Raw genomic sequence first — 14,754 nt, 5'->3', positions numbered from 1 at the left:
GCGGTCACGATCAGGCTCGCGTCAGCCGACCGGCTGGAGATCGCGCCGCGGCCCGCGTTCGGGGTGCGGCCGACCGAGTGCAGCGAGGTCGGCCGGGACCGTGTCGGGGATGAGCAGACCCTCCGCCACGGCGATCCGGTCACTCACCTCCCTGAGAATGAGCGACATCGGGACGTCCAGGGCCTCGCAGATCGAGCCAAGAAGCTCCGACGACGCCTCCTTCTGTCCGCGTTCGACCTCACTGAGGTAGCCGAGCGACACGCGCGCGGCCGAGGACACCTCACGGAGCGTGCGCCCCTGCCGCTGACGAGCATCCCGCAGCACGTCCCCGATCTCTCGGCGTAGTACAACCATGTGGCGACCTCCTCCCGTGTGCCGTGCTTCGTGTAACGTTTGTGCCGTTCGCCCAGGACCGTGCGGTGCGCTGGACGATTCGGACGTGTTCCCACCGTACCCTGCCGGTCCCGCAGAACGCCGTGCGGGACGGGCGGGCGCAGCAAACCTTGACCGGTTCTTCATCTCCACCGGCCCATCACTCGCCTGCATCATCATCACACCCTGTGCAACGCGACCACATGTCGCATTGTTCCCGGGGTGATCAGGACGGCGAGGCCGGGAGCACGTCGAGCACGAGGGCGAGAGCAAGGTCGACCGCCGCGGCCCTGACATCGGTCCGGTCGCCCTCGAGCAGCGCACGCACGACGCGAGACGTCTCAGCGCTCGCCACAGCCACGTAGACCGTCCCGGGCTCGTGGCCGTCCTGCGGTCCCGGTCCGGCCACGCCTGTGGTGGCCAGTCCGACCGTCGCACCGAGCCGGGCGCGCACACCGTGCGCCATCTGCAGCGCGACGTCCGGGTCGACCGGCCCCCGGCGCTCCAGCAGCCGGGGTGAGACCCCGAGCAGCGACGCCTTGAGGTCGGTCGCGTACGCGACGACTCCCCCGCGGAGAACGCGGGAGGCGCCCGGGACACCGACGAGCTCGGCGGCAAGGAGGCCGCCCGTCAACGACTCAGCGACCGCGACCGTCCATCCCTGCGCCTCGAGCCGGGACAGCGCCCGCTCGGCGTGCTCGTTCACCGGGCGAGACGGTCCGGCGCGCCGGCATAAGGTGCGCGCGCGCCCCGGCTCACGCGCCACCCCTTGACCGCGTAGTCGATCCCGGTCACGACGGTCACGGCAAGAGCGGCACCGATGAGCGCGGCCGCGAGCCAGGTGACGACGACGGGCAGGTGGTCGAGCGGCAGCAGGTACACCCCCAGCGCGACGGACTGCAGCACCGTCTTGAGCTTGCCACCGCGAGACGCTGGCATCACCGCGTGCCGCAGGACGAGGAAGCGCATCACCGTGATCCCGAGCTCCCGAGCGAGGATGACGATCGTCACCCACCACCAGAGATCACCGATCCAGGACAGGAGGACGAGCGCGGTTCCGATGAGCACCTTGTCCGCGATCGGGTCGAGGATCTTGCCGAGGTTCGTCACGAGGTCGCGCTTGCGGGCGAGGTACCCGTCGAGCCGGTCGGTGGCTGCGGCGAGGACGAAGATCGCAACGGCGGTCAGCCGCCACGTCACGGTGTGCCCACCCTCGGCCAGCAGAGCCCAGGCGAACACGGGGACCATGGCGATGCGGGCCATCGTGATGGCGTTGGCAATGTTCCACGGCGAGGCGGTCTGCGAGGTCACCACTCCAGCGTAGTGGCGGACCGGGACGGTTCCGGCGACGGGCTGGCCGGTCGCACGGTCAGCGGACAGGACCTGTCCAGCCGTCGTCCTCGGTGTCGGCGCCGTCGTGGTAGTCGACCGCTTCCGGAGGGAGCCCTGCACTCATGTCGTCGTAGGGGTCGCCACCGTCACCCGCAGGCTCCTGCGGGGCACCCCGCAGGAGCGCGAGCGTCCCCGCCAGGTCGTCCGGCTGGACCATGACCTCCCGAGCCTTGGAGCCCTCGGAGGGGCCCACGATCTCTCGCGACTCCAGCAGGTCCATGAGGCGCCCGGCCTTCGCGAAACCCACCCGGAGCTTGCGCTGCAGCATGGATGTGGACCCGAACTGCGTGGTGACGACGAGCTCAGCAGCCTGCAGCAGAAGGTCGAGGTCGTCGCCGATGTCCTCGTCCACCTGCTTCTTCGTGGCGACCTGGGCCACGTCCTGACGATAGACGGGCTTGAGCTGTGCCTTGACGTGCTCGACGACCGCGTGCACCTCGCTCTCCCCCACCCAGGCGCCCTGCACACGGATGGGCTTCGATGCACCCATCGGGAGGAAGAGTGCATCTCCCTGGCCGACGAGCTTCTCCGCACCCGGCTGGTCGAGCACGACCCGTGAGTCCGCGAGCGACGACGTCGCGAAAGCGAGCCGGGACGGGACGTTCGCCTTGATGAGCCCGGTCACGACGTCGACGCTCGGTCGCTGCGTCGCGAGGACCAGGTGGATGCCGGCGGCTCGCGCCAGCTGCGTGATCCGCTGGATCGAGGCCTCGACGTCCCGCGGAGCGACCATCATGAGGTCCGCGAGCTCATCGACCACGACGAGAAGGTACGGATACGGAGCGATCTTGCGCTCGGACCCCGGCAGGGGCTTGACCTTCCCCGCGCGTACCGCGGCGTTGAAGTCGTCGATGTGCTTGAACCCGAACAGGGCAAGGTCGTCGTACCGCGCGTCCATCTCCCGGACGACCCACTCGAGGGCCTCGGCGGCCTTCTTCGGGCTCGTGATGATCGGCGTGATGAGGTGCGGGATCCCCTCGTAGAGGGTGAGCTCCACGCGCTTGGGGTCGACGAGCACCATCCGCACCTCGTCAGGCGTGGCACGCATGAGGATCGAGGTGATCATCGAGTTGACGAAGCTCGACTTGCCGGCGCCCGTCGCGCCCGCAACGAGGATGTGCGGCATCTTGGCGAGGTTCGCCACGACGTACCCGCCCTCGACGTCCTTGCCGACGCCGATGATCATCGGGTGATCGCTGCGCCGTGCGACACCTGAGCGCAGGACGTCACCAAGGACCACGGTCTCGCGGTCGGTGTTGGGGATCTCGATCCCGATGGCGGACTTTCCCGGGATGGGCGAGAGGATGCGGACGTCGGCGCTCGCCACCGCATAGGCGATGTTCCTGCTCAGCGCGGTGACGCGCTCGACCTTGAGACCCGGTCCGACCTCGACCTCGTAGCGCGTGACGGTCGGGCCGCGTGTGAATCCCGTGACCTTCGCCGCGATCCCGAACTGCTCGAACACCCCCGTGAGCGCCTCGACGACGCGGTCGTTCGCTGCGGAGCGCACCTTGTGCGGTGCACCTTTGACGAGCATGTCCTCGTCGGGCAGGAGGTAGACGGAGTCACCATCGAGCATCGGCTGCTCGCCCCGTGGTACCGGGGTGGGTGGGGGTGGGGGGAGGTCGCGGGGCGCGGGCGCGGCGCCGAGCGGCACCGTCTCAGGCTCGGGCGGGCCAGCAGCCGGGAGGATCTGCGTTCCGGCGGTGGGCGCGCGGTCCCCGAGGACCGCGGTCTCCGCCGCGTCGTCGCCGCCCTCGTGCAGCTCACGCTCGAGGGCCGCGGCGCGTTCGAACGCCTCGTCGCCCACGTAGCCACCCTCGAGACGAGCGGCCTCGGCCGCGACCTCGGCCTGCACAGCCCGCTCCCGACGAGAGATCCGGCGGGACCGCGGAGCCTTCACCGGTGTCTCGTCGTCGGTCCCGTCGTGCCGACGGACGCCCTCAGCGAGCCGCAGGTCCTGCTCGTCGTCGGTCGCGTCCTCCAGCGGCTCGTGCCCGGTGAGTCGCGCATAGACGGAGTGCAGGCGGTCCGGGATGGCATGGACGGGAGTCTTCGTCACGACGAGAACGCCGAAGAAGGCGAGCAGCAGCAGGAGCGGCACCGCGACCCACCCGCTCAGCCCGGTGGCCAACGGGTGGCCGACGAGGTATCCGAGGATCCCGCCCGCACTGCGGAGACCTTCATAGCCTTCGGCCGGCACCGGCCGACCGCCGCTGATGTGCAGGATTCCGCAGACGGCCAGGATGATCGCGGACAGCCCGATGCTCACCCGTGAGTTCGCACGCTGCCGGTCCGGGTGCCGCATGAGCCGCACTGCGACGGCCAGCAGCACGAGCGGCAGCACCACTGCGACGCTGCCGAAGGTGCCTGCCGCGACGACGTGCACCGCCTCGGCCGCGGCGCCCTGCACGCCCCACCACTCCCGGGCAGCGACGACGAGGGCAGCTGCGAGCAGGAGGAACGCGACACCGTCCCGGCGGTGGGCGGGGTCCAGCTCGCGTGCGTCGCGACCCACGCGCCGTGCGGTGCCGCCGACGACGTGCGCCACGCCCATCCACGCACCCCGTACTGCCCGCACCGGCAGGGGGGCCGAGCGTCCCGGGCCGGGTGCGGGCGCCTTCGAGGCCCGGGGCGGGGCGGCCTTCCCACGTCCCGCGGATCGCGGACGTGACGTCGAGGTCGCACGGGTTGCCATGGTGCCAATCTAGTCCGCTCCGACGGGCATCTCGCGGATTCACCGTCGTGTGTTCGCCCGCACGGGGTGCTCGCGCCCCCATGGCACGGGCAGGGACGTCTCGCGTGGGCGCCCGCGAGGCACCGCGCGGTGGGCATCGCGCGGTGGGCATCGAGGCCGCAGACGCAGGAAGGCCGGCAGCGACGCTGCCGGCCTTCCTTCGTGCTGCACCCGGGTGCGACCTGACGGACCAGGTCCGTCAGGAGGTGCTCAGGTCACTGCGTGGCGAAGTACGCCTCGTACTCGCCGTCGTAGTCCTCCCAGGCCGAGACGCGCCAGACGCCACCCGACACCTGGTCGCTCGGAACCGTGACGCAGATGTTCCCGGAGGCGGAAGCATCCGTGTAGAGCTCCTGGTAGCGATCCACCTCGTTCGGCAGGGTCGCGTAGCCGCAGGGGTCGTCGTACGTCGATCCGTTGGCGCCGACGTACACCCAGTCGAGGTCCGACAGCGAGGACCGGTCGTCGCCGGTGTAGGTGACGTTCACCGGAGCCATGACGTAGGTCTCGCCGTCGAGGGGCGCGTAGCTGTCGACCATGTACTCGCTCATCCCGGTGGAGATCTCGGCCCAGGCGTCGAGGTTGGCAGCGCTCATCGAGACGGTCCAGTCCATGACCGTCGCGACCTCGTCCACGGCGAGCGGGTCGCTCCGCGTGCCGTTGGAGCCGCTCGCGGTGTCGTCCGTCTCCTCGTCGGTCGGCTCGTCGGTCGGCTCGTCCTCGTCGGTCGGCTCGTCCGTCGGCTCGTCCTCTTCGATCGGCTCGTCCGTCGGCTTCTCCGACTTCTCGGTCTTGGTCGTCGGCTCCTTCTCGGGCTCGTCGTCGCCTCCGAACACGCCGGTGGCGAAGAGGATGCCGAGGATCGCGAGGAGCGCGACGACGCCGATGATCACGGGGATGAGCCAGCCCTTGTTGCCCTTGGGGGCACCGTCACCGGGCTGCCCGGGCTGCTGCCATCCACCGGCGCCGCCGGGGCCGCCGAACCCGGGTCCACCGGGGCCCGCGGGGGGCGGTCCGCCGAACGAACCGGGCTGGAAGGTCGCCGTCTTCGAGGGGTCGTTCGAGTTCACGCCACCCTGCGCCGAGAACACCTCGGTCGGCGCGTTGTCGGAGCCGGCGAAGCGCGAGACGTCCGGCGCGCCGGCACCCGGTGCACCCTCGTCGATCCACAGCTGCCAGCCGGGGGGCGCCGGCGGCCAGGACGGGTCCGGGTTCCATCCGGGAGGCGGGGTCCACCCCTCGGGGGCTGGCGGCCATCCGGGCGGTGGGTTGAAGCGAGCAGCCATGACGGCCCCTTCCGATCGCAGTGAGCACAGGTGCATGCACGCATCTGCGGGCGCTTCTCCGCCCCACAGATGCGTGAAGTCGTCGCTCAGGCTACACGGGAGCTACTCGCCGGCGTCGCTTTCTCAGGGCCCCACAGTGGGCACAAGTCCCCATCTCGTAGGCGAATGGTCGGTAACGCGAAGAAACTTCACCTCATCGCACGCGAGAGCACGCTCAGCCCGCCCCCGTCGATGGCCTCCCGCACCCGCGCGGCCTGCTCGGCGGTGGCCGGAACCTGGGGCAGGCGGAGCGTCTGCTCCGGCAGCAGGCCGAGGCCCGCGAGCACCGACTTGACCATGACGACCCCGTGCCCCTCCCCCATGATCGCGTCGATCACCGGGACGAGGTCGCTGAAGGCCGCGGCCGCGTCGCCGGTGCGGCCCTCGCGGAAGGCGGCGCCCACCCGCGCGAGCTCGGGTCCGGCGACATGTCCGATCACGGAGACGACTCCGGCGGCGCCATGAGCGAGGAACGCGAGGTAGAGCGCGTCATCGCCGCTGTACCAGGCGAGGTCCGTGCGCCGCATGTTCTGGACCGCCCCGTAGACGTCCCCGGTGGCGTCCTTGACGGCGACGATCTTCTCGTGGGCGGCGAGCCGGACGTAGGTGTCAGGGGCGAGTCGGACCGCGGAGCGCCCCGGGATGTCATAGATCATGACGGGGAGATCGGTAGCGTCCGCGATGGCGGTCGTGTGCCGGACGATGCCGTCCTGCGAGGGCCGCGAGTAGTACGGCGTGACGACGAGCAGACCGTCGGCTCCAGCCTCAGCCGCCTGCTCCGCCATCCGTACCGAGTGCTCGGTGTCGTTGGACCCGGCGCCCGCGACGACGGTCGCGCGGTCGCCCACGGCGTCGACGACCGCCCGCACGAGGTCCGCCTTCTCGGGAGCGTGCGTGGTCGGCGACTCCCCCGTCGTGCCGTTGAGGACGAGGCCGTCATGATCGGCCTCGTCGACGAGGTACCGCGCCAGCGACACCGCGGCGTCGAGGTCGACCGCGCCGCTGGCGGTGAACGGGGTGACCATGGCCGTGAGCAGCGTGCCGAACGGCTGGGCGGGCGAAGAGGGAAGCACCATGGGTGCAAAAGTACCGCGCCCGGAGCGGTACCGGTTCCGGTGCCCACACCCAGCAGGTCACCTGCGCCGCCCCGGCGCAGGACCGTCACGACCGACGATATGCCTCGATGCGGAACCGGAGGCCGCTCGACGACGGGGTCCACCCGGCGGCCGGGATCGAGCACACGGCCGTCCACTGCGCGGACAACGCCGGAGCGTGGGTGTCGGCGTCCACCACCGTGTCGACGTACGTGACCACCGCGAGCCGCGCGCGGTCCAGTGCCTCGGACCACACCCGGCTCCCGCCGATGACCCACACGGGCCGGTCTGCGTGCAGGGCGAGCGCCGCCGGCAGGTCCGTCGCCACGGTCGCTCCGGGTGCGTCGTACCCGGGCGCTCTGGAGAGCACGACGTTCTCGCGTCCCGGCAACGGCCGGAACCGCCCCGGCAACGACTCCCAGGTCGCCCGTCCCATGACGACCGCCGCCCCGGACGTCAGACGGCGGAAGTGCGCCTGGTCCTCGGGCACCCGCCACGGGATCTGACCGTCCGCACCCACGCCGGCGTGCCGGTCCTGCGCCCAGACCACACCGACCTCGCCGGGACGCAGCACCATGTGCTCGCACCCCGCCGGGTGCGACCCATCGGCGTTCATACGGCGATCGGTGCGGTGATCGTCGGGTGGTGCTCGTACCCGTCCACCGCGACGTCCTCGAAGTCGTAGGAGAACAGCGAGGAGGCTCGCCGCAGGCGCAGCCGCGGGAAGGCGAACGGGACGCGGCCCAGCTGCTCGCGGACCTGCTCCTCGTGGTTGTCATAGATGTGGCAGTCCCCGCCGGTCCACACGAAGTCCCCCACCTCGAGGCCCGCCTGCTGGGCGACCATGTGCGTGAGGAGCGCGTAGCTCGCGATGTTGAACGGCACCCCGAGGAAGAGGTCGGCCGAGCGCTGGTAGAGCTGGCAGGAGAGCTTGCCGTCCGCCACGTAGAACTGGAAGAACGCGTGGCACGGCATGAGGGCCATGCGGTCGAGCTCGGCGACGTTCCAGGCGGAGACGATCATCCGGCGGGAGTCCGGGTTGCTCTGCAGGGTGTCCAGCACCCGGGAGAGCTGGTCGATGTGCTCGCCGTCGGGTGTGGGCCACGACCGCCACTGCACCCCGTACACCGGCCCGAGGTCGCCGTCCTCGTCCGCCCACTCGTTCCAGATCCGGATGCCGTTCTCCTGCAGCCATCGCACGTTCGACTCCCCGCGCAGGAACCACAGGAGCTCACCGACGATCGACCGCAGGTGCACGCGCTTCGTCGTCACGAGCGGGAAGCCGCGTGAGAGGTCGAACCGCATCTGGTGGCCGAACACGCTCCGCGTCCCCGTCCCCGTGCGGTCCGACTTGCGCGTCCCTGTCGTGAGGACGAGCTCGAGGAGGTCCTCGTACTGATGATCGACGGGGGCGGCAGGGGGTGCAGTGGTCACCCGGACATCCTAGGACGCTCCCCGGGCCCGCGGACCCGACCCGCCCCGCTGCTCGCGCCACGGCGGGCCTCGGCTCGGATACTGGGAGCATGACGCACGCAGACCAGGCACATCTCGCAGACCTCCCGCGGGCCATCCTCGTCGACGGCTCGTGGACGCCTGCCGAGCACGGGCGCACGTTCGTCGTCGTCGACCCGGCGACGGAGGAGCCCCTGGCCGAGGTGGCCGACGCTGACCCGCACGACGGAGCGCGGGCGCTCGATGCGGCAGCAGGTGCGGCCCGCGCGTGGCGCGGGACGTCCCCCCGACAGCGGTCGGAGGTCCTGCGGGCAGTGTTCGACACGCTCGTCGCGCGGATGGACACCGTGGCCGCGCTCATCACTGCTGAGTGCGGCAAGCCGCTCGCGGAGGCTCGCGCCGAAGTCACCTACGGGGCGCAGTTCCTCCTGTGGTACTCCGAGCAGGCGGTGCGCGCCCCGGGATCGGTCCGCGCCGCGGCGGCGGGCGGGAGGCAGGTCGTGCACAGGCGCCCGGTCGGCCCTGCCCTGCTCATCACACCCTGGAACTTCCCGCTCGCGATGGCCACCCGCAAGATCGCACCGGCCCTCGCCGCCGGTTGCACCGTGGTCCTCAAGCCCGCCGCGCAGACGCCGCTGACGACCCTGTACCTGGCCGAGCTCGTGCGCGCCGAGCTCGTCGCTCGGGGCCTGCCCGCGGGCGTGCTCAACGTCGTGCCGACCTCGTCGGCTGCCGCACTCACGCGCCCCCTGCTCGCGGACCCACGGCTGCGCAAGCTGTCCTTCACCGGATCCACCCGCGTCGGGACCGAGCTCCTCCGGGGCGCCGCCGGGGGTGTGCTGCGCACCTCGATGGAGCTCGGCGGGAACGCGCCGTTCCTCGTCTTCGCCGACGCCGACCTCGATGCCGCCGTCTCGGGCGCGATGGCCGCGAAGATGCGCAACGCCGGGCAGACGTGCGTCGCCGCGAACCGGTTCCTCGTGCACCGGTCTGCCGCTGCGGACTTCACCGCGCGGCTCTGCGCTGCCTTCGACGAGCTGGTGGTGGGCGCCGGCACGCAACCGGGGGTGACGGTCGGCCCCCTCATCGATCGTCGCGCGGTCGACGCGGTCGAGCGCGTCGTGCAGGCGGCCGTCGACGACGGCGCGCACGTTCACGTCGGCGCCCCGCCGCCGGCTGGCCCGGGCTTCTTCACGGCGCCCGTCGTGCTCACCGACGTCCTCCCGGACGCGGTCGTCGTGCGTGAGGAGACGTTCGGGCCGGTCGCGCCGATCCTCACCTTCCACGACGACGACGAAGCCATCGCCCTCGCCAACGGCACCGAGCACGGGCTCGTGGCCTACGCCTACACCCGTGACCTCGAGCGAGCACTCATGCTCTCCGCCGAGCTCGAGGCGGGGATGATCGGGATCAACCGGGGACTCGTCTCGGACGCGAGCGCGCCGTTCGGAGGGCTCAAGCGGTCGGGCCTGGGTCGGGAGGGCGGGGAGGCGGGCATGGAGGAGTACCTCGAGACGGTCTACGTCGCTCTCTGACCGTTCCCTCCCGGTGGCCCCGGTGGCCGAGGTTCTCGGGTGCTGCGCCGGTAGGGTCGACACATGGCTCTCTTCAGCGAATCCGCCGACGTCTCGGTGCGCCCCGCGGTCCCCGGCGACGAGGTGGCCCTCGGTGACATCCAGCTCACCGCCTGGCGGACGTCGCACGGTGAGGTGCTCGGCACCCCCACTCTCGACGCCCTCGACCTGGATCGCATGCGGCAGCAGTGGGGTGCGGCCATCACTGCACCTCCCGGGCCCGGCTTCGCGGTGCTCGTCGCCTGCGAGCGTGCGGACGTCGTCGGGTTCGCCGCGGTGAGCCCGGGCCAGCTCGTCGCGCTCGAGGTGCGCCCGCAGGCACGACGGGCGGGGCACGGGTCACGGCTGCTCTCCGCCGCGGTCGACCGGTTGCGCAGCGACGGCGCCACGTCGGTCGCCACATGGGTGCTCGACGGCGACCTCGGGCGTGAGCAGTTCCTGGCCGGCGCGGGCCTCGGTCCGGACGGTCGGGTGAGGACGCTCGCGACCGGTGTCCGCGACGTGCGCGAGGCCCGGTGGTCCGCGGCGATCTAGGGCTGTCCGCGGCGGTCGGCCCGGTAGAGGGAGGCCGCCCTGCGCAGGCAGGCGCGCGCCTGCTTGCGGTCGCGTGCCGCGTCGTAGGCGAAGGCGAGGTTGTACCAGGCCGCCCAGCTCTCCGGCGCGTCCTCGACGGCTGCCCGGGCGCCCGGGAACGCCGCGTCCGCGGCCTCACGGTCGATGCGACCGCCCGGGGAGCGTGGAAGGTCGTCCACCGGCAGCTCCCCACGCGCCGCGAGCGCGTCGGCCATCCGCTGCACGGTCCTGGCCAGCTGCCACTCCCGGACGAACAGCCCGACGGCGAGCACGGGGAACACCAACGCTGCGACTCCCATGCCGACCGCAGCGGTCTCGCCGGTCCCGATGAGTGCACGGGCGTACCCGACGATCTGCCAGCAGAAGACGAGCAGGACGAGGACGAGCGCAACGAGCCCGACGATGCTCAGCGCCCGCCGGCGGCCGACGCTCACGAGAGGTCGAGCACATTCTCGAGGCCGACGGTCAACCCCGGTCTCGAGACGACCTCGCGCACGGCGAGGAGGACGCCGGGCATGAAGGACACGCGATCGAAGGAGTCCTGACGGATGGTCAGCTGCTCCCCGGGGTTGCCGAAGAGGATCTCCTCGTGGGCGACGAGGCCGCGGAGCCGCACGGCGTGCACCCGCACCCCGTCGACGTCGGCGCCCCGCGCCTCGAAGCCGGTCTGCGTGGCGTCGGGGCTCTCGGCGATACCGACCTCGCGCCGGGCCGCGGCGATCGCTGCGGCCGTGTGCCGCGCGGTGCCGCTCGGCGCGTCGACCTTCTCCGGGTGGTGCAGCTCGATGACCTCGGCCGACTCGAAGTACCTCGCAGCGCGGGCGGCGAACGTCATCGCGAGCACCGCGCTGAGCCCGAAGTTCGGGGCGATGAGCACACCGAGACCCGCCCGCGCGGTCGCCGGTTCCGCGAGGTGCGCGGCGACGCGCGCACGGCTCGCGTCGTCCCACCCGGTCGTCCCGACGACAGCGTGGATCCCCGCGTCGAGGAGAGCATGGACGTTGGACTCCGTCACGCCGGGGACGGTGAAGTCCACGGCGACGTCAGCGCCGCTGGTCGCGACGACCGAGAAGTCGTCGCCCGCGTCGTACCGTGCCACGAGCTCGAGATCCGGCGCGGCGTCCACCGCGGCGCAGACCGTCCTGCCCATCCGACCAGCCGCCCCGAGGACAGCGACCCGCAGCCGTCGGGCCTGCGGGCCGGCCGCAGATGCGGAGCCGGCGGCAGCGTCGGGGGCAGAGGCGGGGTCGGGGGCGGGGTCGGGGGCACAGGCGGCTGGGATCACCGGCCGATCTTATCCGGTGCCCCGCGACGGACCTGCACCTCGCCGGTGCGCTCCGGCACGCACGACGAGAGACTCAAGATCAGCGCCAGCACTGCCGATACGCCGCACATGGCACGGAGGAGGGCACGGCGACGGACGAGCATCCTTGCGGCGAGCTCGGTGGTCGCCTCCGCCGTGGCAACCGTGTGCTACACCTCCCTCGCGTACCGTGACTCCTTCTCCGAGCACCTCGGGCAGGCCGACCCGTGGAGCGCGCGGGATCTCCTCACCCCGTTCCTGGGAGACGTCCTCGCTCTCAGCCTGCTGGCGAGCGCAGCAGCGCTCGGTGCACTGCACCGTGGGACGCGCTGGTGGGCGTTCCCGGTCGGCGTCAGCGGACTTCTCGCCCTCTGGTGCGTACTCGTCTGGGGTGCTCTCGTCGCAGGGCCGGCCGACGCGTGGACACCTTTCTGGCTGGGCTGGCCCGGCCTCGTGGGACCTGGTCCCGCGGGGCTCGGGGGCACCACCTCGGTCCTCGTCATCCTCGGTGGGCCCGCTGTCCTCCTGCTCGCGCTGTGGTCAGGTCCCACCGCCGTCGCTCTGGACAGCCATCGCCGCCCGGCGCCGGAGAGGAGCACCCCGCCGCCCGAGGTCCACGTCGTCCCCTCGGGCGTCGGGACCGACCTCGCCCGCGCTGGCTCTGCTGTCGCGCTCGTCGCGGTCGTGAGCCTCGTCGGCCTCGTCGGTCTCTCGACGGTCGGAGGGCTCGGACTCGTCATGGGGTGGTACGACGTCGACTGGTACGGGCTGCAGTCGGGCACGTTCGCCGTCGCCCTGCTGGCGGTGGCGGTCGCCTGGACCTGTGCCGACGGACCGCGCCAGGCGGCCGTCCTCGTCGGTGCGGGCGTAATGGTCCTGGTCGTCACCGCCGTGATCACGGCCGAGCCGCCATCGGTACCCGTTCTTGCGGGCGCTGCCGTCGCGGTCGCCGCGTCGCGTCACAGGCTCGGCGCGTCCGGGGCACGCCTCGTCGCGCGTTAGCCGACCGCGGCGCCCGGTGGTCGGGAGCGGGCTCGCTGCCGCCAGAACCGGACCGCCACGACCACGCCGAGCACGAGCACGAGGACCGCGATCACGGGTGCGAGGACGGCCAGCACCGTGAGGCCGACAGAGGCCCCGTCCTCCGCCACGCTCACGACGGCACCCCCGATCCCGAGGGTGAGGACGTTGACGACGGGACGGATGCTCGACTTCAGCAGGTGCACGCCGAGGGCGATGAGCAGTCCTACGACCACCGGGACCCAGCGCTCGGTGGCGAGCACGTCCGCGGCGTCGTCCACGGCGAACGTGCGCGACGACGAGCCGGCGCCGAAGACCACTCCCCCGGCACCCGGCCGCACCACGGTCTGCACGACGTCGTTGACGGAGTCGACAGCGGGGATCTTGTCTGCCACGACCTCGACGACGAGGAGCACCGCGAGCCCGCTGAGCAGCCAGCCGTCCGTGAGCCATGCCCAGGCATCAGGCAGGGCGACGAACGAGGTGAACCGCGCCAGGAGCCCCACGAGGATGAGCGGGATGTAGGCGTTGAGGCCCGCCGCACCCGCCAGGCCGATCCCCGTGACGAATCCCAGCACCCGATCCTCAGTCCTCGAACGGCCCCACGCGCACGATCGACCGGGCGCGTGACGCGAGGTCCTTCGCGAGCGACTGGACCTCGTCGGCCGTCACGGCGCGGATCCGCTCCAGCGTCTCGGCGATGCCGAGCAGCTCACCGTGCACGAGGTCGGCCTTGCCGAGCCGACTCATGCGGGACCCTGTGTCCTCGAGGCCGAGGACGAGCCCACCGGACAGCTGGCCGATGCTCCGGCTGAGCTCTGCCGCCGTGATCCCGGAATCGGCGAGCCGCTCGAGCTCGGTGCCGAGGAGAGCGGTCACCTCGTCGATCTTCGCGGGCGCGCATCCGGCGTAGAGCCCGAACGTGCCCGTACCCCCATGACCTGACGCGAAGGAGTAGGTGGAGTACGCGAGACCGCGCTTCTCACGGATCTCCTGGAAGAGACGGGAGGACATGCCGCCGCCGAGGACGGCACTGAGCACCGAGAGGATGAACCGGCGCTCGTCCGTCGCCGAGAGGCCCGTCGACCCAACGATGACGTTCGCCTGCTCGACGCTGCGGCGGATGGTCCGTTCGACCGGGACCGTCCCTAGCCCGAGCAGGTCGCTCGCGTCGCGGCGCTCTCGGGGAACGGCCCCGTCCGCGAGGTTCCAGCCCCCGGCCACGAGCGCCTCGGACACCTGCGCGCACAGCACGTCGTGGTCCACGCCGCCCGCGGCGGAGACGACGAGCGTCTCGGGACGGTAGTGCCACTGGTAGTGCTCCCACACGGCCTCACGCGGCACCGCACGGATGGCCTCGGGCGTCCCGCCGATGGGACGTCCGAGCGCGTGCCCAGCGAGGACCGCGGACGCGAACTCCTCGTGGACGACGTCCGACGGGTCGTCGTCGTTCATGGCGAGCTCTTCGAGGATGACCCCGCGTTCGGTCTCGAGCTCGTCCTCGTCGATCCGCGCCGAGGTGATCATGTCGGTGATGACGTCGACCGCCATGGGCAGGTCGGAGTCGAGCACACGGGCGTAGTAGACCGTGTGCTCCTTCCCGGTGCCCGCGTTCGCCTCGCCACCGACGGCGTCGAAGGCCTCGGCGATGTCCATCGCCGACCGACGCTGGGTGCCCTTGAACAGCAGGTGCTCGAGGAAGTGCGTCGAGCCGTGGTGACCGCTCGTCTCGTCCCGCGAGCCGACACCCACCCACGCGCCGACGGTCGCGGACCGCAGGCCAGGCATGTGCTCGGTGAGCACCCGAACCCCGCCGGGCAGGACGGAACGACGGATCGTCGCACCGTCCTGCCCGGCAGTCAGCTCGTTCTCCGGCGCACCGGAGGGGTGGAGCGGAAGGTTCCAGGGCACG

General features: G+C 71.8%; 15 protein-coding genes. 3 read left to right on the top strand and 12 right to left on the bottom strand.

Annotated elements, in window-relative coordinates:
- Positions 1-21 precede the first annotated feature (21 nt).
- From AC2AXK_RS10475 to AC2AXK_RS10440, 8 genes are all read right to left on the bottom strand, one after another.
- Positions 22-354 (bottom strand): helix-turn-helix domain-containing protein, encoded by a 333-nt coding sequence (locus tag AC2AXK_RS10475; protein ID WP_484345306.1) that lies wholly within the window; start codon positions 352-354, stop codon positions 22-24.
- A 244-nt stretch (positions 355-598) separates the two neighbouring features.
- Positions 599-1,078: a CinA family protein gene (locus tag AC2AXK_RS10470; protein ID WP_484345305.1), complete on the bottom strand. Its 480-nt coding sequence runs from the start codon at positions 1,076-1,078 to the stop codon at positions 599-601.
- Positions 1,075-1,683: a CDP-diacylglycerol--glycerol-3-phosphate 3-phosphatidyltransferase gene (gene pgsA / locus AC2AXK_RS10465; protein WP_484345304.1), complete on the bottom strand. Its 609-nt coding sequence runs from the start codon at positions 1,681-1,683 to the stop codon at positions 1,075-1,077. Before pgsA ends, AC2AXK_RS10470 begins: the two co-directional genes overlap by 4 nt.
- A 58-nt stretch (positions 1,684-1,741) precedes the next feature.
- Positions 1,742-4,321, bottom strand: a complete 2,580-nt coding sequence (locus tag AC2AXK_RS10460) for a DNA translocase FtsK (RefSeq protein ID WP_484345415.1) — start codon at positions 4,319-4,321, stop codon at positions 1,742-1,744.
- A 395-nt stretch (positions 4,322-4,716) separates the two neighbouring features.
- Positions 4,717-5,787 (bottom strand): hypothetical protein, encoded by a 1,071-nt coding sequence (locus tag AC2AXK_RS10455; protein WP_484345303.1) that lies wholly within the window; start codon positions 5,785-5,787, stop codon positions 4,717-4,719.
- Between the two features lie 188 nt (positions 5,788-5,975).
- Complete coding sequence (gene dapA, locus AC2AXK_RS10450; RefSeq protein WP_484345302.1) at positions 5,976-6,902, bottom strand: 4-hydroxy-tetrahydrodipicolinate synthase; 927 nt, start codon at positions 6,900-6,902, stop codon at positions 5,976-5,978.
- An 85-nt stretch (positions 6,903-6,987) separates the two neighbouring features.
- Entirely contained in the window at positions 6,988-7,536 is a 549-nt protein-coding gene (locus AC2AXK_RS10445; protein ID WP_484345301.1) for a dihydrofolate reductase, read from the bottom strand.
- Entirely contained in the window at positions 7,533-8,354 is an 822-nt protein-coding gene (locus AC2AXK_RS10440) for a thymidylate synthase (protein ID WP_484345300.1), read from the bottom strand. Before AC2AXK_RS10440 ends, AC2AXK_RS10445 begins: the two co-directional genes overlap by 4 nt.
- An 89-nt stretch (positions 8,355-8,443) precedes the next feature.
- Here AC2AXK_RS10440 and AC2AXK_RS10435 point away from each other — a divergent pair, with 89 nt between their 5' ends.
- Entirely contained in the window at positions 8,444-9,907 is a 1,464-nt protein-coding gene (locus AC2AXK_RS10435) for an NAD-dependent succinate-semialdehyde dehydrogenase (protein WP_484345299.1), read from the top strand.
- A gap of 63 nt (positions 9,908-9,970) precedes the next feature.
- Positions 9,971-10,480 (top strand): N-acetyltransferase family protein, encoded by a 510-nt coding sequence (locus AC2AXK_RS10430; protein ID WP_484345298.1) that lies wholly within the window; start codon positions 9,971-9,973, stop codon positions 10,478-10,480.
- Here AC2AXK_RS10430 and AC2AXK_RS10425 read toward each other — a convergent pair.
- Entirely contained in the window at positions 10,477-10,953 is a 477-nt protein-coding gene (locus tag AC2AXK_RS10425; RefSeq protein WP_484345297.1) for a hypothetical protein, read from the bottom strand. The genes AC2AXK_RS10430 and AC2AXK_RS10425 overlap by 4 nt on opposite strands.
- Positions 10,950-11,702 carry a 4-hydroxy-tetrahydrodipicolinate reductase gene (gene dapB / locus AC2AXK_RS10420; protein ID WP_484345414.1) on the bottom strand — a complete coding sequence of 251 codons (753 nt, stop codon included), beginning with the start codon at positions 11,700-11,702 and terminating at the stop codon, positions 10,950-10,952. The genes AC2AXK_RS10425 and dapB overlap by 4 nt, the downstream gene beginning before the upstream one ends.
- 210 nt (positions 11,703-11,912) lie before the next feature.
- Here dapB and AC2AXK_RS10415 point away from each other — a divergent pair, with 210 nt between their 5' ends.
- Positions 11,913-12,824 carry a hypothetical protein gene (locus AC2AXK_RS10415; protein ID WP_484345296.1) on the top strand — a complete coding sequence of 304 codons (912 nt, stop codon included), beginning with the start codon at positions 11,913-11,915 and terminating at the stop codon, positions 12,822-12,824.
- Here AC2AXK_RS10415 and AC2AXK_RS10410 read toward each other — a convergent pair.
- On the bottom strand, positions 12,821-13,420 hold the full coding sequence (locus AC2AXK_RS10410) for a DUF4126 domain-containing protein (RefSeq protein ID WP_484345295.1): 600 nt from the start codon (positions 13,418-13,420) through the stop codon (positions 12,821-12,823). The genes AC2AXK_RS10415 and AC2AXK_RS10410 overlap by 4 nt on opposite strands.
- A gap of 7 nt (positions 13,421-13,427) precedes the next feature.
- A complete protein-coding gene (locus AC2AXK_RS10405; RefSeq protein ID WP_484345294.1) occupies positions 13,428-14,753 on the bottom strand; it encodes a M16 family metallopeptidase in 1,326 nt (441 codons plus the stop codon).
- Position 14,754: the final 1 nt, after the last annotated feature.

It is taken from the genome of Sanguibacter sp. Z6_81 (genome assembly GCF_057180625.1).
The sequence above is the reverse complement of the archived record's forward strand: the minus strand, read 5'-3'. Positions and strand labels throughout refer to the sequence as shown.